At 63.5% G+C, this 20,455-nt stretch carries 20 protein-coding genes; 12 read left to right on the top strand and 8 right to left on the bottom strand.

Going from position 1 to position 20,455, the window contains the following annotated elements; translation table 11 throughout:
* The first annotated feature begins 30 nt into the window (after positions 1–30).
* From ACFVSI_RS11375 to ACFVSI_RS11355, 5 genes are read left to right on the top strand one after another with little or no spacing between them, the layout of a single operon-like run.
* Entirely contained in the window at positions 31–1,272 is a 1,242-nt protein-coding gene (locus tag ACFVSI_RS11375) for a styrene monooxygenase/indole monooxygenase family protein (protein ID WP_387823287.1), read from the top strand.
* 25 nt (positions 1,273–1,297) lie between these two features.
* Positions 1,298–3,052, top strand: coding sequence for a flavin reductase (locus tag ACFVSI_RS11370; RefSeq protein WP_387823285.1), 1,755 nt, complete (start codon positions 1,298–1,300; stop codon positions 3,050–3,052).
* A 15-nt stretch (positions 3,053–3,067) separates the two neighbouring features.
* Positions 3,068–4,696, top strand: coding sequence for a phytoene desaturase family protein (locus ACFVSI_RS11365; protein WP_387823282.1), 1,629 nt, complete (start codon positions 3,068–3,070; stop codon positions 4,694–4,696).
* 7 nt (positions 4,697–4,703) lie between these two features.
* Complete coding sequence (locus ACFVSI_RS11360) at positions 4,704–5,480, top strand: cyclase family protein (RefSeq protein ID WP_387823279.1); 777 nt, start codon at positions 4,704–4,706, stop codon at positions 5,478–5,480.
* On the top strand, positions 5,477–7,171 hold the full coding sequence (locus ACFVSI_RS11355; protein ID WP_387823276.1) for a thiamine pyrophosphate-binding protein: 1,695 nt from the start codon (positions 5,477–5,479) through the stop codon (positions 7,169–7,171). Before ACFVSI_RS11360 ends, ACFVSI_RS11355 begins: the two co-directional genes overlap by 4 nt.
* A gap of 79 nt (positions 7,172–7,250) precedes the next feature.
* On the opposite strand, the gene ACFVSI_RS11350 is transcribed toward ACFVSI_RS11355, so the two are convergent.
* Positions 7,251–7,682 carry a universal stress protein gene (locus ACFVSI_RS11350; RefSeq protein ID WP_387823273.1) on the bottom strand — a complete coding sequence of 144 codons (432 nt, stop codon included), beginning with the start codon at positions 7,680–7,682 and terminating at the stop codon, positions 7,251–7,253.
* 160 nt (positions 7,683–7,842) lie between these two features.
* Here ACFVSI_RS11350 and ACFVSI_RS11345 point away from each other — a divergent pair, with 160 nt between their 5' ends.
* A complete protein-coding gene (locus tag ACFVSI_RS11345) occupies positions 7,843–8,649 on the top strand; it encodes an SDR family oxidoreductase (RefSeq protein ID WP_387823270.1) in 807 nt (268 codons plus the stop codon).
* Between the two features lie 107 nt (positions 8,650–8,756).
* The gene (locus ACFVSI_RS11340) at positions 8,757–8,966 is read left to right on the top strand and encodes a dodecin (protein ID WP_387823267.1); all 210 of its coding nucleotides are present in this window, start codon (positions 8,757–8,759) and stop codon (positions 8,964–8,966) included.
* A 52-nt stretch (positions 8,967–9,018) separates the two neighbouring features.
* Here the strand turns inward: ACFVSI_RS11340 and ACFVSI_RS11335 are convergent, their stop codons facing one another.
* Positions 9,019–9,897: a helix-turn-helix transcriptional regulator gene (locus ACFVSI_RS11335; protein WP_387823264.1), complete on the bottom strand. Its 879-nt coding sequence runs from the start codon at positions 9,895–9,897 to the stop codon at positions 9,019–9,021.
* Between the two features lie 216 nt (positions 9,898–10,113).
* On the opposite strand from ACFVSI_RS11335, the gene ACFVSI_RS11330 reads away from it, so the two are divergent.
* The 5 genes from ACFVSI_RS11330 to ACFVSI_RS11310 all read left to right on the top strand — a co-directional run bounded on the left by ACFVSI_RS11330 (position 10,114) and on the right by ACFVSI_RS11310 (position 14,933).
* Positions 10,114–10,935 carry an aldo/keto reductase gene (locus tag ACFVSI_RS11330; protein WP_387823261.1) on the top strand — a complete coding sequence of 274 codons (822 nt, stop codon included), beginning with the start codon at positions 10,114–10,116 and terminating at the stop codon, positions 10,933–10,935.
* Between the two features lie 24 nt (positions 10,936–10,959).
* Positions 10,960–11,931 carry an aldo/keto reductase gene (locus tag ACFVSI_RS11325; RefSeq protein ID WP_387823258.1) on the top strand — a complete coding sequence of 324 codons (972 nt, stop codon included), beginning with the start codon at positions 10,960–10,962 and terminating at the stop codon, positions 11,929–11,931.
* Positions 11,928–12,962, top strand: coding sequence for an NAD-dependent epimerase/dehydratase family protein (locus ACFVSI_RS11320; RefSeq protein WP_387823255.1), 1,035 nt, complete (start codon positions 11,928–11,930; stop codon positions 12,960–12,962). Before ACFVSI_RS11325 ends, ACFVSI_RS11320 begins: the two co-directional genes overlap by 4 nt.
* Positions 12,963–13,057: 95 nt before the next feature.
* Entirely contained in the window at positions 13,058–13,888 is an 831-nt protein-coding gene (locus ACFVSI_RS11315) for an aldo/keto reductase (RefSeq protein WP_387823253.1), read from the top strand.
* 10 nt (positions 13,889–13,898) lie between these two features.
* Positions 13,899–14,933, top strand: a complete 1,035-nt coding sequence (locus tag ACFVSI_RS11310; RefSeq protein WP_387823250.1) for a lactonase family protein — start codon at positions 13,899–13,901, stop codon at positions 14,931–14,933.
* Between the two features lie 72 nt (positions 14,934–15,005).
* On the opposite strand, the gene ACFVSI_RS11305 is transcribed toward ACFVSI_RS11310, so the two are convergent.
* The 6 genes from ACFVSI_RS11305 to ACFVSI_RS11280 form a co-directional block, all read right to left on the bottom strand.
* Positions 15,006–15,236: a hypothetical protein gene (locus ACFVSI_RS11305; protein WP_387823247.1), complete on the bottom strand. Its 231-nt coding sequence runs from the start codon at positions 15,234–15,236 to the stop codon at positions 15,006–15,008.
* Entirely contained in the window at positions 15,233–15,430 is a 198-nt protein-coding gene (locus ACFVSI_RS11300) for a hypothetical protein (RefSeq protein ID WP_144663110.1), read from the bottom strand. The genes ACFVSI_RS11305 and ACFVSI_RS11300 overlap by 4 nt, the downstream gene beginning before the upstream one ends.
* A gap of 136 nt (positions 15,431–15,566) precedes the next feature.
* The gene (locus ACFVSI_RS11295; RefSeq protein WP_387823244.1) at positions 15,567–18,041 is read right to left on the bottom strand and encodes an Ig-like domain-containing protein; all 2,475 of its coding nucleotides are present in this window, start codon (positions 18,039–18,041) and stop codon (positions 15,567–15,569) included.
* Between the two features lie 27 nt (positions 18,042–18,068).
* Positions 18,069–18,692 carry a hypothetical protein gene (locus ACFVSI_RS11290; protein ID WP_387823241.1) on the bottom strand — a complete coding sequence of 208 codons (624 nt, stop codon included), beginning with the start codon at positions 18,690–18,692 and terminating at the stop codon, positions 18,069–18,071.
* A gap of 173 nt (positions 18,693–18,865) precedes the next feature.
* Entirely contained in the window at positions 18,866–19,909 is a 1,044-nt protein-coding gene (locus ACFVSI_RS11285; RefSeq protein ID WP_387823238.1) for a hypothetical protein, read from the bottom strand.
* Between the two features lie 5 nt (positions 19,910–19,914).
* Positions 19,915–20,421, bottom strand: coding sequence for an RNA polymerase sigma factor (locus tag ACFVSI_RS11280; RefSeq protein ID WP_144663114.1), 507 nt, complete (start codon positions 20,419–20,421; stop codon positions 19,915–19,917).
* Positions 20,422–20,455: the final 34 nt, after the last annotated feature.

The following is a 20,455-nucleotide window of genomic DNA, read 5'->3' as shown; positions in this document are numbered from 1 at the left end:
CATCGCAACCCGAAAAGGAAAGAGACCACCATGACGCAACGCCACATCACGATCGTGGGCGCCGGGCAATCCGGCCTCCAGCTGGGAATCGGCCTGCTCGACGCCGGCTACCAGGTCACCACCATCTCCAACCGGACGCCCGAGGAAATTGCCGGGGGCAAAGTCGCCTCCAGCCAATGCATCTTCCACAACGCGTTGGAGCACGAACGGGCGCTGGGCCTGGACTTCTGGCCGGACGCACCCACCGTGGATGGCATTTCCTTCACGATTCCACATCCGGAGCTTCCCGGCGAGAAGGCCATTAGCTGGGCATCACGCCTGGACCATCACGCCAAGTCCATCGACCAGCGGGTGAAGTTTCCTCGGTTCATGGAGGAATTCATCGCCCGTGGAGGTGAGCTGGTGTTCGAGGACGCTGGCGTCGAGGAGCTGGAGAAATACGCCCGCAATTCAGACCTGGTCATTGTTGCCGCCGGCAAGGGCGAGATTGCGCAACTCTTCACGCGCGACGCCGAACGCAGCACCTATGACGCTCCCCAGCGCGCCCTGGCGCTGACGTATGTAAAGGGCCTCACGCCGCGCGAGGAGTACTCGGCGGTCTCGTTCAACCTTATCCCCGGCGTTGGCGAGTACTTCGTCTTCCCGGCACTCACCACCACCGGCCCCTGCGAAATCATGGTCTTTGAGGGTGTGCCCGGCGGACCCATGGACTCTTGGAAGGGGCTCTCCCCCGAGGAACACCTGGAGAATTCCAAGAACATCCTCAAGACCTTCCTGCCGTGGGAAGCAGAACGCGCCAAAGACGTTGAACTGACCGACCCCAACGGCGTTCTTCAGGGCCGCTTCGCACCCACCGTTCGCCACCCCATTGCCACCCTGCCCAGTGGCGCGCAGGTACTGGGCTTGGCCGACGTCGTGGTGTTGAACGATCCCATCACCGGACAGGGCTCGAACAACGCAAGCAAATGCGCGGCGTCGTACCTGGACAGCATCATCCAACAGGGCGACCGGGCCTACGACGCGGAGTTCATGCAGGCCGTCTTTGAGCGCTACTGGGACTACGCACAGCACGTTGCCCACTGGACGAATGCGCTCCTGGCTCCGCCGCCGCCTCACGTCCTCGAACTCCTCGGCGCCGCCGGCAGCGAGCCCGACATTGCCCACCGCTTCGCCAACGGCTTCAACCACCCGCCGGAATTCCAGGACTGGTTCATGTACCCGGACAAAGCGGCCAACTACCTGGCGGACTTGGCTGCGGCCAAGGTTTCCTAGCACAGCCCTGCTAAAAGGACTTACCATGCGAAAAATAGCAATCATCGGAGCCGGCGAATCCGGCGCACAGCTGGCTTTGGGCCTGCAACGCGAGGGGTACGAGGTGACGCTGTTCTCAGACCGCTCAGCAGCCCAAATCCGTTCCGGGAAAGTCATGTCCAGCCAGTGCATGTTCTCCACAGCGCTGGATGCCGAGGCCCAGCTGGGCGCGGCGCTCACGGAATACTACGAATCGGGATCGGTACCGGCCATTGGCTCCATCCGGCTTCGGGTGCAGGCCGAAGAGCCCATTGAGTGGGAAGCACCACTCGATGGCCCCGCCCGCTCCATCGACCAGCGGATCAAGAGCGCCTTGTGGATCGAGACCTTCGTTGCGGCCGGCGGCGACTTCCGCATCGAGAAGGTCACCGCGCGCATGCTTGAGGAACTCACCCGGGACTACGAACTTGTCATCGTGAGCACCGGCAAGGGCGAAATCGGCCAGATCTTTCCGCGGGATAAAGCCAAGTCGCCGTTCGACCGCCCCCAGCGCGTCCTGGCGCTGAACTACGTCAAGCCCGACGCCGCTGCTGCCGCCGGCACCGGCGCGGACGGCACCGGCACCGCCGGTGACGCCATCCGCATGTCCATGGCCCCCGGCGTCGGCGAATTCTTTACCTTCCCCGGACTGACGGTGTCCGGCCCCTGCCGCATGATGGTGTTCGAGGGCGTGGTGGGCGGCCCCATGGACCGTTGGACCGACGTCGGAAGTCCGCAGGAGCAGCTCGAGCGTTCCTTGGAAATCCTGCGCGAGCATTTCCCGCACGAGGCGGAGAACTTCGCGGGGGCGGAACTGACCGACGACGGCGCCACGCTCCTGGGGCGCATTACGCCAACCGTGAGGTCCGCCGTCGGGGAACTCGGCAACGGACAGCTGGTGTTCGGCCTGGGCGACGCGGTCGTCCTCAACGATCCCCTCACGGGTCAGGGCTCCAACAACGCAACCCTCGCAGCCAAGTACTACCTTGACTCGATTGTCCGCCGTGGCCAGCAACCGTTCGACCGCCAATGGATGGAGCGCACCTTCGACGAGTTCTGGCGCGGGTGGGGACAGTGGGCCGTGGAATGGACCAATGACCTGTTGAAGCCTCGGCGGGACCACCAGAAGACGCTCCTCAGAGAAGCGGCGGAACATCCGGCGTTGGCGGCAAGCATCGTGAACGGGTTCGACGACCCCCGAACCTCGTACCCCTGGTGGTTCGACTCCACCGCTGCCGCCGACTTCATGCAGGCCCGGAAGGAAGAAGACACCTCCTCCTTCGACGTCCGTGATTTCAGGAGTGCGCTGGGGCAATTCGCCACCGGCGTCACCGTGGTCACCACCGTCTCGGCTGACGGCCGGAAAGTGGGCATAACAGCGAACTCCTTCACGTCCGTCTCCATGGAACCGCCCCTGGTCCTGTGGTGCCCCAGCAAACGCGCACCCAGCCTGGTCGACTTCGAGGATGCCACACACTTCGCCATCAACATCCTCGCCAGTGACCAGCACGTCTTGTCCCGGCAGTTCGCCACACCGGCAACCGACAAGTTCGCGGGCGCGGAAACCACCGAAGGCATCGCCGGCGTTCCGCTGCTGGACGGAGCGGTCGCGACCTTCCAGTGCCGCACCGTCTCGCGACATGACGCCGGGGATCACGTCATCTACGTCGGTGAGGTGGAAAGCTACAAGCACGACGGCGGCGCCCCCCTGGTGTTCCACGGCGGCAAGTACCACGCCACTGCCAGCCACCCCGACTTCTGAAAGGAACAGCACCGCATGGACTCCGTTGACGTCGCAATCATCGGCTCGGGCATCAACTCGCTGGTCGCAGCAGCCGAGCTCGGCCTGGCAGGAAAACGGGTGTGCCTCATTGAGCGCGCAGACCGTTTGGGTGGCTTCATCGAATCCTCGGAGCGGACCCTGCCGGGCTTCATCCACGACACCTTCTCTTCCTGGCACCCACTGTTTGTATCGGGTGGCGGCTACGGGGTGTTGGGCAAAGAACTGCACGCGAGGGGCCTGGAGTACTGCAACACTTCCGGGCCGGTAACCGCCGCGGTTGCCCTGGACCCGGCAACCGGCGAACAACGGGTAGCCATTGCCCACCGGGATCCGGCGGAGACGGCGGCAGCATTCACTGAGCCCCGCGACCGGGCCGCGTATGTCGCGATGCTGGACGATCTGGGCAAGCACTCGGGGACTGTTTTCGGGGCTTTCGGCGCGGAGCTGCGTTCGTTCCCGGACTTGGCCAAGCTCGCTTTCGGAGCGGTGCGAACTGGCAAAATCAAGGCCAATGAAGCCTTCATCCGGGACTCCGTGATGAGCGGCCGAAACTACCTCCGCAGCCGCTTTGATGGTTGGGAAACGGATCAGCTGTGGTCTGCGTGGCTCCTGCATGCCGGGTTGGGCCCGGACCAGGCGACCGGTGGCGTGATGCTGCCGGTGATGGCCATGAGTATGCACGGGTTTGGGCTGCCGGTGGTGAAAGGTGGCGCTTCCCGCTTCATTGAGGCGTTCCGCTCCCTGCTGGAAGACAACGGAGTCCGGATCATGCTGGGTACAGAGGCCCAGGAGATCCTCTCCGAGTCCGGTTCAGTGACCGGTGTCCGAACCTCCGCTGGCGTTGTCTCCGCGGCCACCGTCTTGGCAAATGTTTCACCGCAAGCCCTGTATAACCGGCTGCTCCCCGACGCTCCCGCAGGCCTCTCCGAAGCAGCGGGCAGGTACCAGAACGGCCGCGGGGCCATGCAGATCCACCTCGCGTTGGACAAGCCCGTGGCATGGTTGGATTCCCGCCTGGACCAGGTGCCGCTGATCCACATCAGCAACGGTTCGGACAGCACGGGCATCGCCTGCGCCCAGGCAGAGGCCGGGCTGCTGCCCGCTGAACCAACTGTGGTGGTGGGGCAACAGTACGTGCTGGATCCTTCCCGTGCGCCAGAGGGCAAGGCGACACTCTGGCTGCAGCTTCAGGAAGCGCCTTTCATGCCCGTGGGTGACGCCGCCGGTGAGCTGGACGTGGCCAACGGCTGGGATGAGGGACTGAAGAATGGCTATCTGGAACGGGTCCTGGCCCGGCTGGAACAGTTCGCTCCCGGGACGTGCGCGAGTGTCCTGGCCTCTGACATTCTGGCTCCGACGGACCTTGCCTCCATCAATCCCAACGCCGTGGGCGGCGATCCCTATGGTGGTTCGGCCGAGCTCTTCCAGAATCTGCTGTGGCGGCCCTTCCCGGAGGCCGCCGGTCACCGGACGATCATCCAGGGGCTCTGGCATATCGGCGCCTCAACCCACCCCGGCCCGGGGCTCTCCGGCGGTTCGGGGCACCTGGTGGCGCAGAAGCTCACCGCACCGCCTTCACGTTTTTCCCGCATTCAAGCAGCACTGACACCACGCAAGCGATAGGAGAACAATGTCTGTTCTGGCCGGGCTCACAGCAGCCCTTTCGAATGGTTCGGTGGAAATCATCGACCTCACCACTCCCCTGAGTTCCGAGACGCCAATCCTGAATCTGCCGCAGCCGTTCGCCAACACGGTGGGGCTCTCCGTCTCCCCGGTAAGCAATTTCGACGACGCCGGCCCGGCGTGGGCGTGGAACGACGTCACTGTGGGCGAACACGCCGGGACGCACCTGGATGCCCCCGTGCACTGGATTACGGGCAAGGATGGCAAGTCAGTGGACCAGATCGAGCCACACCGCTTGGTGGGGCCGTTGGTGGTCATCGACAAGACGGCCGAGGCTACCGACAACCCCGACTTCCTGCTGGAGCCCGAACACTTTGAGCAGTGGCAGTCCGAGCATGGCTTGTTCCCTGAGAACTGTTGGATTATTTTCCGGACCGGTTGGGCGGCCCGCGGCGCGGACGCTGCGGCTTTCGTCAACGCGGACGACGCCGGACCCCACACTCCCGGGGTCTCTGCGGCAGGTGCCAAGTGGCTTGCCGGAAACGCTTCGATCAGTGGTTTCGGCGTGGAAACTGTGGGTATCGACGCCGGTCAGGCCGGATCGCTGGATCCGGTGTTCCCCGTCCACTCCTTCCTGCTCGGAGCGGACAAGTACGGTGTGACCTCCCTGCGGAACGTGGACCGGCTTCCCGTCACTGGCGCCACATTGGTGGTGGCTCCCCTGCCCATCGTGGGCGGCACAGGCAGCCCAAGCCGTGTTTACGCGTTGGTGGAGCGCGCATGAGCGGCGGATCGGACGTGACAGGCCAGGTGAGGGTTTCCACCCTCGTCGGCAGGACGATGGCTGCGCTGGGTGTCGGGCATGTTTTCGGCGTGGTGGGGTCCGGCAATTTCGATGTCACCAGCACCCTCATGGCCGAAGGAATCCCGTTCACCGCGGCCCGCCACGAAGGCGGCGCAGCAACAATGGCCGATGCCTACGGTCGAATGTCCGGCAGGGTCGGCGTGGTCACCACGCACCAGGGCTGTGGACTCACGAACGCCATCACAGGAGTAGGTGAAGCGGCGAAAAGCCGGACGCCCATGATCGTGCTGACCGCCGACACCCAGGCCGCCGCCACCAGGTCCAACTTCAAGATTAACCAGGACGCCCTGGCGCGCAGCGTCGGAGCTGTGGCCGAACGGATCCACTCCCCCGCGACAGCCATCGCCGATACCGTCCGCGCCTTCAGGACAGCGGTGAATGAGCGGCGCACAGTGGTGCTCAGCTTGCCGTTGGACGTCCAAAGTGCCACCGCTGCGGACGAGGTGGGTGCCGTCGTCGTACCTCAACCGTCGGTGACGAGGCCTGATACCGCAGCCGTTGAAAAGCTCGTGGCACTGCTGGCCGCTGCGGAGAGGCCCGTGTTCGTCGCCGGACGGGGTGGGCGTGGCGCGCGCAACGAAATCCTGGCCCTGGCGCAGCATGCCGGGGCACTGGTAGCTACCTCCGCGGTGGCGAGCGGGCTGTTCAACGGCGACCCGCACAACCTTGGAATTTCCGGTGGATTCTCATCTCCCCTCACCGCGGAGCTGATCAGCGGTGCGGACCTGATTGTGGGATGGGGATGCACGCTGAACATGTGGACCATGCGGCACGGGCGGCTAATTTCGGCCGGCACGACAGTGGTCCAGGTGGATGTGGAGGACTCATCGCTGGGAGCCAACCGGCCCATCTCGCTGGGCGTTCTGGGCGATTCGGGGCTGACCGCCGTCGACGCTTTGGCCGTTCTGCGCAGTTCACAGCCTGAGCCCGCGGAAAAGTACCGCACCGAAGCCAACGCCCTCGCCATCAAGGGAGGCTCGCGGTGGCGGGACGTTGAAACGCCCGACCTGTCCACGGCGGAGTCCATCGACCCCCGCGAGCTGACCCGTGAACTGGACACCCTGCTCCCGGCCGAACGGATCGTGTCCGTCGATTCCGGTAACTTCATGGGCTACCCCAGCCAGTACCTTGCCGTGCCGGACGAATTCGGTTTCTGCTTCACGCAGGCATTCCAGGCAATCGGGCTGGGGCTGTACACGGCGATCGGCGCCGCCGTCGCGCAACCGGGCCGGTTGCCGGTGCTGGGCGCGGGTGATGGCGGGTTCCTCATGGGCATCAGCGAGCTCGAAACCGCCGTCCGGATGAAGCTGCCCTTGGTGTGCATTGTCTACAACGACGCCGCCTACGGAGCTGAAGTGCACCACTTTGCCGGGCAGCATTCCGGGCAGGACCTCGCGAGCGTCGTCTTCCCGGATACCGACATCGCGGCGATCGCCCGGGGATTCGGTGCCGATGGAGTGACTGTGCGTTCCGTGGCCGACCTCGCCGCCATCCAACCTTGGCTTGAGGCCTACGACGCCGGAACGCAGGACCGCCCCTTGGTCATCGACGCAAAAATCGCCTCCGACGGCGGTTCGTGGTGGCTGGCTGAGGCGTTCCAGGGCCACTAAGTGCCGGGCTCCCCAACTAGGGGACAGCACGTGTCGCTACGAGCACGCGCTGCGACATGTGCTGTCCCCTAGTTGGGTTCTACGCGTCTACTTCGGTGTTCACGATGTACACGTCGCACGGGGCGCCGTGGGCAACGCTGTTGGCGATGCTGCCCAGTACACGGCCCAGGCCCTTCATGCGCTTGTTGCCGACCACAATCAGGGAAGCGTTGTTCGTCTCGGCGTAGTTGATCAGGGCGTTGGCCGGGTTGCCGCGGGCAGCGAAGTATTTGATCTTGTCCGCTGGAACGTCGAGGTCTTCGGAAACCTTGCGGGCCACGTATTCGGCGGAGTCGGCCGAGGACACAGTGATGCGGTCGCTCCCGCTGCCGAATTCCTCGATGCGGTCATCGGAGAAGCCGCTGATGACGTGCAGTTCAGCGCCGAGGGCGGTGGCAAGCTTTGCTGCGGTGATGGCTGCCCGCTTGGCAGTTTCACTGTTGTCAACGCCGACGACAATAACTTCTGACATGAGTACTCCTGGTTGTGGGATTCGCTGGGTGCTGCTGCAGAGAAATCTACACTCCATAGCCATCCACGGGGATGACCACTTTGCACCGGGAGTGTTTGCCGCGCCGACGTGAGGGTAGGGATACATCATCTGAACCATCACGTCACTGAAAGGCAGGACCATGAGCGACGCACCATTTGCCCCGCAGACCGCCATCGTCACAGGCTCGGATTCAGGAATCGGGCGTGCCACGGCGGTGGCCTTGGCCCAGGCAGGCATGGATGTGGGAATCACCTGGTACTCGGACCAGGAGGGCGCCGAAAAGACGGCGGAGGAAGTCCGTTCCTTGGGTCGCAAGGCCGTGGTCCACCAACTGGATACCACCGACGCTCCCGGAACCGCAGCCGCGGTGGACAAGCTCGCCGAAGAGCTCGGCGGCGTGGACGTCTTCGTAAACAACTCCGGAACGGGCGACGGCACGAAATTCCTGGATCTGGACTACGAGACGTGGATGTCCACGCTGAACACCAACCTCAACGGCGCCTTCGTCGCCATGCAAACCGCTGCGAAGCGCATGGTCAAAGCGGGCCGTGGCGGCCGCATCATCGCGGTCACCAGCGTTCACGAATTCCAGCCGCGGGTTGGCGCCTCGGCCTACGACGCCTCCAAACACGGCCTCGGCGGACTCATCAAGACGATGGCCCTGGAACTCGCCGAACACGGCATCACCGCCAACAACGTGGCTCCGGGCGAGATCGCCACCCCGATGACCGGCCAGGAGGATGAGGACCCCACCACCAAGGACCGTCCGGGCGTACCATTGGGACGCCCGGGAGATGCCCGGGAAATAGCCGCCGTCATCGCTTTCCTGGCATCCCCGGCTTCCAGTTACGTCAACGGAGCTTCATGGCCCGTTGACGGCGGGATGCTGCAGATGGGACCCCAGGCTGGCTCCCACATCACCAGCCACGACTGGCGTGAAAGCTAAGCCACACCACCTCTGGCCGCACGGAGTTCCGTGGGCTAGTCTGCATGAACGGCCTGCCCCGCAGGCCTGGATGTCCCAAGATTCGTAACACGTTGATGAGGAGCACCATGGCTGGCCACACGTATAGCGTTTCCGAGATTGTAGGAACTTCCACCGAAGGCGTTGACGACGCAATCAAGAACGGCATTGCAACAGCGGCCCAAACACTGCGGAACCTCGACTGGTTCGAGGTCAAGGAAATCCGCGGGCACCTGGAGGACGGCGCGGTGGCCGACTGGCAGGTCACCATCAAGCTCGGCTTCCGGCTGGAGCGCTGACTTTCCTACGCGAGTTGGCAGTTAATGCCAATGTTCCAGGTGAACATTGGCATTAACTGTCATCCCGGCGGGCCGGCTCGGGTTGGGGAGCCACCGCTTCCACCGCGCCCAAGCTGAGCAGCATCAAAGCGTCCGACGACGGCGAACCGGCCTTCGCCGAATAGACCCGAAGGTGCTGGTCGGGATCGTCCGGGGGACTGAGTGTTTCGAAGTTCAGTTCCAGGTCTCCCACCACCGGGTGGTGCAGCCTGACAGTGCCTGCGGCGCGCGTGGCAACCCGGTGCCCCGCCCACCATTGGCGGAATTGTTCGCTGTGGACTGCGAGCTCGCCTACCAACTGGTTCGTTTCGGGGTCGTTGGGGTGCCGGCCGACGTCCATGCGCAGCGCGCCCACGGCCTCGGCGGCAACAGTCTTCCAGTCACGGAACAATGTACCGGCCGCGGGGTCCAGGATCAGCCAGCGCGTGAGGTTGCGTTCAGCCGCCGGTAACAAGGAGAAGTCCGTGAACAGCAGGTGCGCCATGCGGTTTCCGGCCAGGACATCGGCGCGTCGGCCGAGGACCATGGCAGGAACATCCCCCACTGCGTCCAGCAACTGCCTCAACCCAGGCCGGACCTTCTGCACGGGACCGGGGTTGCCGGCGGAACTTGCGCAGTGTTCCAACAGGTCCATCATGTGCGCCTGCTCCCCCGGGTCCAGGCGCAGTGCCCTCGCCACGGAGTCCAGGACTGCCTTGGACGGGTGGATATTGCGGCCTTGTTCCAGGCGGGTGTAGTAGTCCGTGCTCACGCCCGAGAGGCGCGCGACCTCTTCGCGGCGTAGCCCCGGGACCCTTCGTGAACCGCTGGATTCCTGCGCTCCGGCGTCCTCGGGCTGGAGGCGGGCACGCATGACTTTAAGGAATTTGCCGAACTCGGCGCTCTGACCCATCCGTCCATTCTGCCGCCCAGGGTGTGTGAAAGGCCACTGTTGTGGGTAGGACTACCAGACCTAGGAAAAACAGGATCAGGCTGTAGTGCTGACTCTGCCCCCAAAACTGCATAGGCTCAGAGCAGAGCCTCCGAAAACGCTTTCTGATGCCCGTTCCGCGGGACAGGCGTGACGCCGGAGCGCCAAGGCCATAACCATCCCGTCGAAGGAGACCGCATGCCAGAGCTGACACTGAACAACGGCGTCACCATCCCGCAGCTGGGATTTGGTGTCTTCCAAGTGCCCGCCGACGAAACGCAGAAGGTGGTGGAAGACGCCCTGGAGACGGGGTACCGCCACATAGACACCGCGGCCGCCTACCGGAACGAGGCCGGAGTTGGAGCCGCGATCAAAGCCTCGGGAATTCCCCGGGAAGAACTCTTCATCACCACCAAGCTTCGCAACGGCGAGCAGGGCGAGGCCTATGACGCGTTCCAGCGAAGCCGCGACGCCCTCGATCTGGAAGTGATCGACCTTTACCTTATCCACTGGCCGGTCCCTTCCCAGGGGCTCTATACGCAGGCCTGGAAGGAGATGGAGAAGCTCTACCAGGACAAGCAGATCCGGGCGATCGGTGTCTCCAACTTCCTCGCCGAGCATGTGGACACATTGCTGCGCGAAGCCGAGGTAGTGCCTGCCGTAAACCAGATCGAGCTACACCCGACGTTCCAGCAGGGCGAGTTGGCCAACAAGTGCCGCGACCTCAGCATTGCCGTTGAGGCGTACAGCCCGCTGGGGCAGGGCAAGGACCTGAACGCGGAGCAGGTGGCACTCATCGCCGCAGCACACGGCACTACTCCTGCCCAAGTGATCCTCGCTTGGCACCTGGCGCAAGGAACCATCGTGATCCCCAAGTCCGCCGACTCAACCCGGATGCGGGAGAACTTCGGCGCCGCCGACCTCAACCTCACCGAATCCGAACTCGCGGCCATCACCGCACTGGAGGCGGGCGCGCGCATCGGTTCCGATCCCGCCGTCGCCGCTTTCACCCAGCTCTAAGACCACACAAAAGGACCAATTGAAATGCAGTACACCCATCTGGGCCGTTCCGGCCTGAAGGTTTCACGCCTCTGCCTTGGAACCATGAACTTTGGCCCGCAGACCGACGAGGCAACCGCGCACTCCATCATGGATTCGGCGCTGAACTCGGGCATCAACTTTTTCGACACCGCCAATGTCTACGGCGGGGTGGAGCATCGCGGTTGGACAGAGGAAATCATCGGCCGCTGGTTCGCCAAGGGCGGCGAGCGCCGTGAACGGACCGTGCTCGCCACCAAGCTTTACGGCACCATGACGGACCGGCCGAACGAGTCCAAGCTGTCCGCGCTGAACATCCGGCGGGCACTGGATGCGAGCCTCAAGCGGCTGCAGACGGACTACATCGACATCTACCAGTTCCACCACATCGACCGGGATACTCCGTGGGACGAGATCTGGCAGGCCATCGAGGTAGCCGTCCAGCAGGGCAAGATTCTCTACTCGGGCAGCAGCAACTTTGCGGGTTGGCACATCGCGCAGGCGCAGGAAGCAGCCCGGCGGCGGAACTACACCGGCCTGGTCAGCGAGCAGTCCATCTACAACCTCTTCAAGCGTGAGCTGGAGCTTGAAGTCATCCCGGCCGCGCAGCAGTACGGCCTGGGCTTGATCCCGTGGTCACCGCTGCAGGGCGGCCTGTTGGGCGGCGTGCTCAAGAAGGAGGAGCAGGGCGTCCGCAGAACGGAAGGCCGTGCACTGGAGACCCTCAAGAAGCACGAGGACCAGATCCGCCAGTACGAGGATTTCGTGGACGAGCTGGGTCAGAAGCCCGGGGATGTCGCTCTGGCGTGGCTGCTTCACCAGCCGGCGGTGACCGCACCGATCGTCGGCCCCCGCACCCAGGAACAGCTGGACGCAGCCATCCGCGCACTGGACGTTTCCTTGAACGAGGACGCGCTCAAGCGGCTTGATGACATCTTCCCGGGCCATCGTCCAGCACCCGAGGATTACGCCTGGTGACCGCCCTCCCCAACAGCCTTGGGGCGGAGGCGGACACCGTCTCTCCGCGGAACATCCTGTTCATCGGCGGGACCGGGGTCATCAGCGCGGCGGCGGCTGAACGCGTCGTCGCGCTGGGCCATCGGTTGACCATCCTCAACAGAGGACAGTCAGTCGGTCGGCCGGTAGCGGACGGAGCAGAGCTCCTGCATGCGGACATCCGGAACCCGGAGGCAGTGCGTGAGGTGCTTCAGGGAAGGGAGTACGACGCCGTCGCGGACTTTATCTCGTTCACTCCGGATCATGCGCGGGCCGGGTTGGAATTGTTCCGCGGGCGGACAGGGCAGTACGTCTTCATCAGTTCCGCTTCGGCGTACCAGAAGCCGCCCACCACGTTGCCCATCCGCGAGTCGACGCCTTTGAAAAACCCGTTCTGGAAGTACTCGCAGGACAAGATCGCCTGTGAGGAACTGCTGTTCGAGGCTTACCGGGAACTGGACTTTCCACTGACTGTGGTGCGTCCCTCCCATACGTATGACCGGACCAAGATAGCGATGGTGGGCGGCTGGAGCGACATCCACAGGATGCGGGCAGGCAAGCCCGTCATGGTCCACGGCGATGGGACTTCTTTGTGGACGCTGACCCATAGCCGTGACTTTGCCAAGGCATTCGTGGGACTGCTGGGCAGGCCGCAAGCCGTCGGCGAGAGCTACACCATTACCTCGGACGAGTTCCTGCCCTGGAACCAGATCTATCGCCTGTTCGCCCGGGCTGCCGGCGTTGAGGAGCCGGAACTGTTCCACGTTTGCTCGGACACGATCGCCAGGCACAGTCCGGAGCTCGGGCCGAATCTGCTGGGCGACCGCTCCCACTCGGTGGTGTTCGACAACTCCAAGATCAAAGCCCTCGTTCCCGACTACCGGGCAACGATTCCGTTCGCAGACGGCGCCAGGGAGATCGTTGAGTGGCATGACCGGCATCCCGAACTGCAGGTAGTGGGTGAGGAGTACATGGAGCTCAGCGACCGGCTCTATGACTGGTCCCGTCGATAACTGTTGCCAAGCACCGCGTGACCAGCGTAGAAAAGCAAGGAACCTTTCTTTTTTTCGTCGCAGCCTGAAGTCGCAGCCAGAAGGAGAGCACGCCCATGGCCCAAGCCCCGCTCATTGAACTGAATGACGGCCACAAGATCCCCCAATTGGGCCTTGGCACCTGGCCATTGAATGACGCCCAGGTTGCCGACGCCGTCGTTGAGGCCCTTTCGCAGGGCTACCGCCACATCGATACTGCCGTGAAGTACGGAAACGAAAAGGGGGTGGGCGAAGGGATCCGAAAGAGCGGCGTGGACAGGAAGGAACTCTTCATCACCACCAAGCTCGACGGCGAATTCCAAGGTGCCGGCAGGGCGGTGGAAGGCTTGGACGGTTCGTTGCAGCGCCTGGGCCTGGAATACGTTGACCTGCTCCTCATCCACTGGCCCCTTCCCCGCCGGGGTGAGTTCATCTCCACGTGGAAAACCTTTGAGGAGCTCCGGGCATCGGGCAAGGTGCGCTCCATCGGCGTATCCAACTTCAAACCGGCGCACCTCGATCAGTTGTTCCGCGAAACCGATGTTGTTCCTGCTGTCAACCAAATTCAGCTCAGTCCTTCGATCCCCCGCCCTGCTGCACGGGCCTACAACGAGCGGCATGGCATTGCCACCGAGTCCTATAGCCCGTTGGGGGCCAGCAGCGACTTGCTGAACGCCCCGGTGCTGGCCTCCATAGGGGAAAAGTATGGGAAAACTCCGGGCCAAGTGGTGCTCCGCTGGCATGTCCAGCAGGGCCTTGTCGCCATCCCCAAAACTGCGAATCCCCAGCGCATGAGGGAGAACCTGGACGTCTTCGACTTCGAGCTGGACCAGGACGATCTCAGCAAACTGCAAACCCTCGACGCCGGCCCTGACGCAGGCGTCGACTCGGATGTTCAGGGACACTAGGGAGACTGACATGGCAACTCTCATCTGGACCGGTTCCTACACCGCTGACCGGAACGCGAAGGGCGAGGGAATCGCTGCCCTCTCCGCCGATTCCGAAGGAAACCTCACCTCACTGGGACTGGCCGTCGCCGCCGACTCGCCGTCGTTCCTCGCGCTGCACCCCACGCTCCCCGTGCTCTACGCCGTGGCAGAAGAAGCAGGCCATGTACAGGCCTACCGCCGGACAGGCGACGCCAAGCTCGAAGCCTTTGGCGATCCATGGCCCACCGGGGAAGCGACCTGCCATGTCGCGGCGGATCCGCAGGGCCGCTTCATCATGGCGACCTGCTGGGGCGACGGCCAGGTCATCCTCTTTGAACTGGACGACGACGGCGCCATCACCTCGCGCGCCAGTGCGGCAGCCGCCGTCGACCCCCACGCCGGGACAACCCCCGACGGCGGGAGGCCCAGCAGGGCGCATTCGAGCCTGATGCTTCCCGACGGCCGGGTGATGACCACGGACTTGGGCAATGACCTGGTCCGGGTGTGGCAGTACGTGCCCGGTGAGGGTTTGAAGGCCGACCACCAGTTGGTCCTGCCGATGGGTTCAGGGCCACGGCATATGGCGCGGCACCACAGAGGGACTGTCTTTGTGGACACTGAGTACTCGGTGGAGGTCGCAGCCGTGCGGATGGAGCCTGACGGCACCTATGAGCTGACCTCGGTGGTCCCGGCCAGCGCCGCCGGTGCAAAAGATGGCGACGCCGGCGCTGAGATCGCGCTGTCCCCGGACGGCCGCTTCGCCTACATGGGCGTGCGCGGGACCAACCGTATCTGCGTGCTGGAAGTTTCCCCCGACGGCACCGGGGTCGAACCGGTTGGCGAGGTGCCCTGCGGCGGTGAGTGGCCGCGCCACCACCTGGTCCGCGAGGGCTGGCTGTACGTCGCCAACGAAGGCTCGGACGACGTCGTGAGTTTCAGACTGGACCCGGAAACCGGGCTGCCCGACGGACCTGTGGGCCGCGTGGAAACAGGCGCACCCAGCATGTTGCTCCCAGCCAGTTAAATAACGCCGAGATGGCATTTAATGACAATGATCCGCTCAGACATTGTCATTATTTGCCACCTCGGCGGGCTTTTAGGCGGACCAGACCTCGACGTCGTCCGTGCCGCAGATGAGTTTGCGGCCCGTCGGTTCCAGGACCACCCAGAGCAATTCCTGGTGCTTGGAAACATCATCCACGCGGCCCTTGCCGGCGCCCCACGCGACGTCGTAAATCCAAACGGGATCGCCGGTGTTGAGCTCTGCCCACTCGGAAGCAGGCACATGGCGGTAGTCGGCCGGGCGGTTCAGGATGGAGCTGGTCATGCCGATACTTCGGCAGAAGTCCGCCGCCTCCAGAGAGTGGGAACACCGTTGTAAGCCGGCAGCACGTGGCCCTCAGCGAAAACCTGGACGGTATCCGGCTCGCAGTCCGGGCTCCACAGACCCGACGCCGGGCAGTGGGAACCGGTGGGCATGACGCGGGTGGCTCGTTCGCGCAGGAGGGCGATGCTCTTCATCGTTGAAACTCATCCTTGGGGTAGATCGGGGCACTGTGTGAAGTAGATCTCTCTAACCCTATGTAAGCTGCGGACGCTTCGTTATGGGCATTTGCACAGCGTTTCTACTCAGCTAGATGCAAAAGCACAGCGCTGTTCAGAAGTCCCGATCCAGAGTTCCAGGCTCGGTGAGTGGGGCGAGTGAGCAAGCTGTTCCCGCGAGCGACGTGACGGCAGCTGTGGGAGTCCAGACCATGGCGGCCGCAGCCCCTGCAGTTCGAACACCGGAACCGCCGCTGACCACAGTGCCCAGGACCACGGTGACCACAGTGCGCGGCACGCCCGATACGGTCTCCGTGCTGGCCGTCATAGTGGCGTTGAAGACCACAGTCTTCCGACTCTTGACGAAGTTCTGCTTCAGGTTCACCGAGCCCAGATTCACGCTGCTGCCCGCCCTCTGGACGTCCAAGACGTCCTGTGAGTTCCCCAGCCCCAGGACGTTGCCGTCCCTCAGGCGCACGGTCACCGGGAGTGACGCACCGGCCCAGCCCGGGGTGACCGTGGCCGGATTGACCTGCTGGCTGTAAACGAAGCTCATGGAATCTCCGGACTCCAACCTTCCTTGGGTGAGGCCTCCGTTGGTGGCGCGGATGTCCGCCGCGCGGAGTGGGCTGTTGTCCACCCTTCGCGATGCCACTGTCGACGAAAAAGTGTCCTTCCCGCTGCGATCCGTCAGCACGGCCCTGAGGTCATACGGCCCATCCGCACTTCCAGCAGTGTTCCAGTTGCAGGCATAGGGGGCGGCGGCCAAAGTACAGAGCGTGCTCCAGGTGGTTGTCCCGGCAGGGGCTGCCTGGATCTTGACAGCAGCCACCCCTGCCGTTGAGTTTGCCGCCGCGGTCAGAGGCACGGTCCCCGTCAGGTAGGCGCCGGGATCCTCCAAGGACACAGATGCGACCGTATTGTCCACGGTCCTGCTGACGGCAGCAGAGGTGGTGCTGTTTCCTGCCGCGTCCATGCTGACCGCCCGGAAGGAGTAACCCCCATCGGTCAAGGTCGTGGTGTCGAATCGGCAGGAATAGGGGCTGTCAACGACGGTGCACGCCGTACCCCATGTGCTGGTCCCGGTGCGCGCGTACTGCAAGCTGACCTGGGCAACGCCCGAGTGGGCATCCGTACTGGTTGCCGCGAGGGTCCGGACACCACTGAGCGGCGTTCCGGGGTCCGTAAGTGCGACGGTGGGGGCAAGGTTGTCCACGGTGATATCCGTAATGACTGCCGAGTAGGTGGTGGTCAGGCCGGATACAGCCACGGCCCTGAGGTCGTAGCTTTCATTTGCCACAAGTGCGGTGTTCCAGGTGCAGTTGTAGGGGGCCAGGATGCTGGGGCAGGCAATGCTCCACTTGTTCGCTCCGGCCAGCGAGTACTCCACCCGTACCGTGTAAATGGAATTTCCAGCGCCAAGCAGGGTGGTGGAAAGCGGCACGTTTCCCCGGATGGCTTCGGCCGGGCTGGCAAGAACCACCAGCAGGTTGTTGGCAACCGTCGTGCTGCGGAGCGCGGTCACTGAGGCGAGTCCGGCGTTATCAGTAGCGCGCGCACGGAGGCTGTAACCGCCGTCGGGCGCTGCTTTGGTGTTCCACTGGCACGTGACGGCGGCGCTGGAAGCGGAGCAGATATTCGTCCAGGCGGACGCCCCATCGCGGAGGTATTCGACGTCGATACTTCTGATGCCGGATTCGGCATCCTGCGCTGTGGCTTGGAGGGCAACGGTGTCCCTGACGGAAGTGCCCGGATCCGCCAGCAACACCGTGGGTGGATTCCAGTCAGCTGATGCCGCCCATTTGTTCCCCGTACTGGAGGTGACCGACGTGAAGGCGGCAGCTGAGGTTCCTGCCGTGGCTCCGAGGACCACAAGGATCGCAATCAGCGCCGCGAGCAGGAAGGCTGCCACGGCTTTGACGCGCGGGTTCGTCCACAGGACCGGCAAGGCGAGCCCTGCCGGGATGCTTGCGGAAGACCGCCGCCGGGCTTGTTGTCCGTCCCGCCGGGCCCGCGCCGTGCCCGCCGTCCCATCTGCGGACGAGCCGCCCAGGTAGATCGCACAGACCACCGCCAGGAGCGTACCGACCGACCACACAGCGAGCTGCGGCAGTGTCCCATGCGTCAACCACAGTCCCGGTAGACCAACCATGGGCACCAACAGCCGGGCCTGCCCGGTGATCTGCTCCCGTTTCATTGGCGTGCTGTCGACGTCGGTGTTGGCGTCACCTGCAGTGATATAGCTGCCGTCGTCGTTGGCACCGACGATGCGGTGCAGGCGCGTTTTGCCGACCCCGTCCGGCTCGGCCTCGGCCGGGCTCAGGAACTCCACCACACCACCCAGGGGAACAGGCGAAGTGTCCGGAAGCGTCGATGAGAGGACCACATCGCCAGGGCTGATGTGCGGCTCCATTGAACCGCTTTGAACCACGCTTCCACCCCACCCCAGGAGCGCGGGGAACAGTGCGATGACCGCCAAGCTCAGGGAAATGCCCAGGTAGACCCGGGCAACGATGCCAACGACAAAAGGCACCCATCCTTCAGCGGAGAACAGGGCCTGTGCGGCGCTGTCCTTATGGTCCAAGCTCACGGTTCAGCGGTGTGTCCAGTCGCTCGGCTACGGGGTGGGGGCGGTGTCCGACTGCAGTTCCCACACGATGTCGATGCCCACCCGCGCACCCTGCAGCGCGTTCACCTGATCCTGGGTCAAACCCGTGGTGTCGAAACGCCACGTGCCCCGATAGCTTTGCGTCTCACCGGGAGTACCCGCGGTATCCCAGATGGAACCACCGGTCGCATAGTCGCGGCTGTTCGCCGCCAAGGTGGAAATGGGCAGCTCCGGAACCGTGTTGGCCGTGGGAGTAAAACCGGTGCAGTCGTTGAAAGAGCCTCCCGTACCCTGCTCCAGGTCGAAGAAGATGCGGTTTTCCAGACCCCTGTCCGTAATCAGGTTCTGCGTATATGCGCGCACTTCGCCCGGAACATTGGAATTCGACGTCACCACGATGCACTTCTGGCCCGTCTGTCCCGGGACGATGTTCTCCACTGTGAAAGCTGCGGCCCCGAGGTCGTCATCTGTCAGCGTGACGCTGCCGGTGCTCCATGAGCTTCCGGAGTTGCGGGTGGTGGCAGTGAACGCGGCCTGCGAGCCCTGCCACACCATCGCTCCGGCAATCAGTACCGCGACAGGACCAGCGGTGAAGGCCGCTATGGCCCTGGTACGAGAGGAAGGGGATTTCATTGAGAGGTTCCTTTGCTTGAGACCATTACGAGGCCGCACGCAAGGGAAGCATCGAAACCAGGCACCCCATTTGCTGCGCAACGACGAGTTCAGGCTAGCGCAATGAAGGAAATCTATCTACAAGCAAGTCATGCAATTGACAAATCTGTAATATATCTTGTCATTAACTGCACTTACTCATACCGAAGGCTCAACAGCAGAGACTTCAATTGCTGGTACTGCGTAGTTCCCATCCATGCCCTCGCGGCCTCGGGCGAAGCAAAGATCGGCTGCTTCTCGTAGTCGAAAATTACGCGGGCGGCCATGACCCCGTTGGGCATTTTGATCTGGTTGGTTCCCGAGCTGGTTTCGCCGGAGCCAAGTTGTGAACTACGACGGACGTCCATCGAGTAGTGCGGGGTCTGGTCCCCCAAGGCAGCCGAAGGATCCTGGCCAGGCTCAACCATCTGGGCTCCCACATCCGAGAAGAACCCGAACTGCACCAGGTCATCCGGCGCATCCGAAGCCACAACCCCCGTGACCGGCGCCTGATCAAAGACCGTCCTTTTGACGAATGCGCCGGTACCGTCGCCATAGAAACCGCTGTAGACGTAGGCAACGGGCGTCCCGGCGCTGTCCATGACAGTGGCTCCTTGCGAACCCGATTTCGTTTCCTCTGACAGGTAGGGGCCCTGCTCCGTCTTGACGCTCCATCCGACTGGGTAGCTGAACGAGAGGTGCCCGTCAGGGAACGTGTAGCTCTGGACCTGGGCAGCATGGGGCAGCGTCGTTGTCGAAACGGGCGTTGGCGCCACCACCGGGGCTGTGGCGACAGGCGTGGAGGTGAGTTGGGGCGTTGCAACTGCTGTAGGAGTAGCTGTCGGAGTAGGCGTTGGCGTGGCCGTTGGCGACGGCGAAGCAGACACAGAAGGTGTGGCAGTGGCTTCGGCTGAAGCTACCGTCGCTGCAGGGGCCGGGGTGGCACTGACCGGCCCGAAGTTGGCGGCCACCAGAACGCCGGCCGTCACCGCTGCAGCACCGAGCAGCAATCCACCGGCAATCTGGAACTTCCGTGCCCTGCGCTTATCAAGGGAAGTCACATTGGATGGAATATTTGCATCGCTGAATACCGTGGTCCCGGACAGAATCTTGTGGAGTGCTTCCTCGCCCTTCGGCTCCGGAGCGTCACTCATATCCCACGGGTCAATTGCTGAAATCTGGTTCTTGATAGGATCCATGATCTTCACGCCCCCAACTTCTGTGTAGTAAATTCGGCCGCCGGCATCTGTTTGCGGAAAGCCGTACGTGCGCGGTGCAAGCGGACTTTCGCCGCTGATTCGCTGCACTGCAGGACTCCGGAAATTTCGGCCGTGCTCAAACCGTCCCAATAGGCGAGTTGCAGGATTTCGCGGTCCTGTTCCCGCATCCGCATTAAGGCGTCCTGAACCACGACGTTCTCGGAGTCATCCCCAAAGCGCTGGACCGCCGTCGTCCGGAGCTTTTCCTGCAGGGCGAGTCGCCTGTCGCGGCTCCGGTACGCGTTCCCCACCAGGTTGCGGGCGACTGTCAGAAGGTATGGAAGTTCCGGGGTGGACTCATCGGTCCACTTCTGCCAGACGACGCGGAAAACGTCGGCGGCGATCTCCTCGGCTATATCCGCCGATTCCACGCGTCGGCGAACAAACTTGAAGACGGACGGATAGCTGTCTTTATGAATGGCGATGAACGCCAATTCGCGCTCGGAAAGCACGATTTTCCCCCTGAAATATAGAGCCCGGACCTGC

It is taken from the genome of Paenarthrobacter sp. NPDC057981 (assembly GCF_042886835.1).
Taxonomy (GTDB): domain Bacteria; phylum Actinomycetota; class Actinomycetes; order Actinomycetales; family Micrococcaceae; genus Arthrobacter.
The sequence above is the reverse complement of the archived record's forward strand: the minus strand, read 5'-3'. Positions and strand labels throughout refer to the sequence as shown.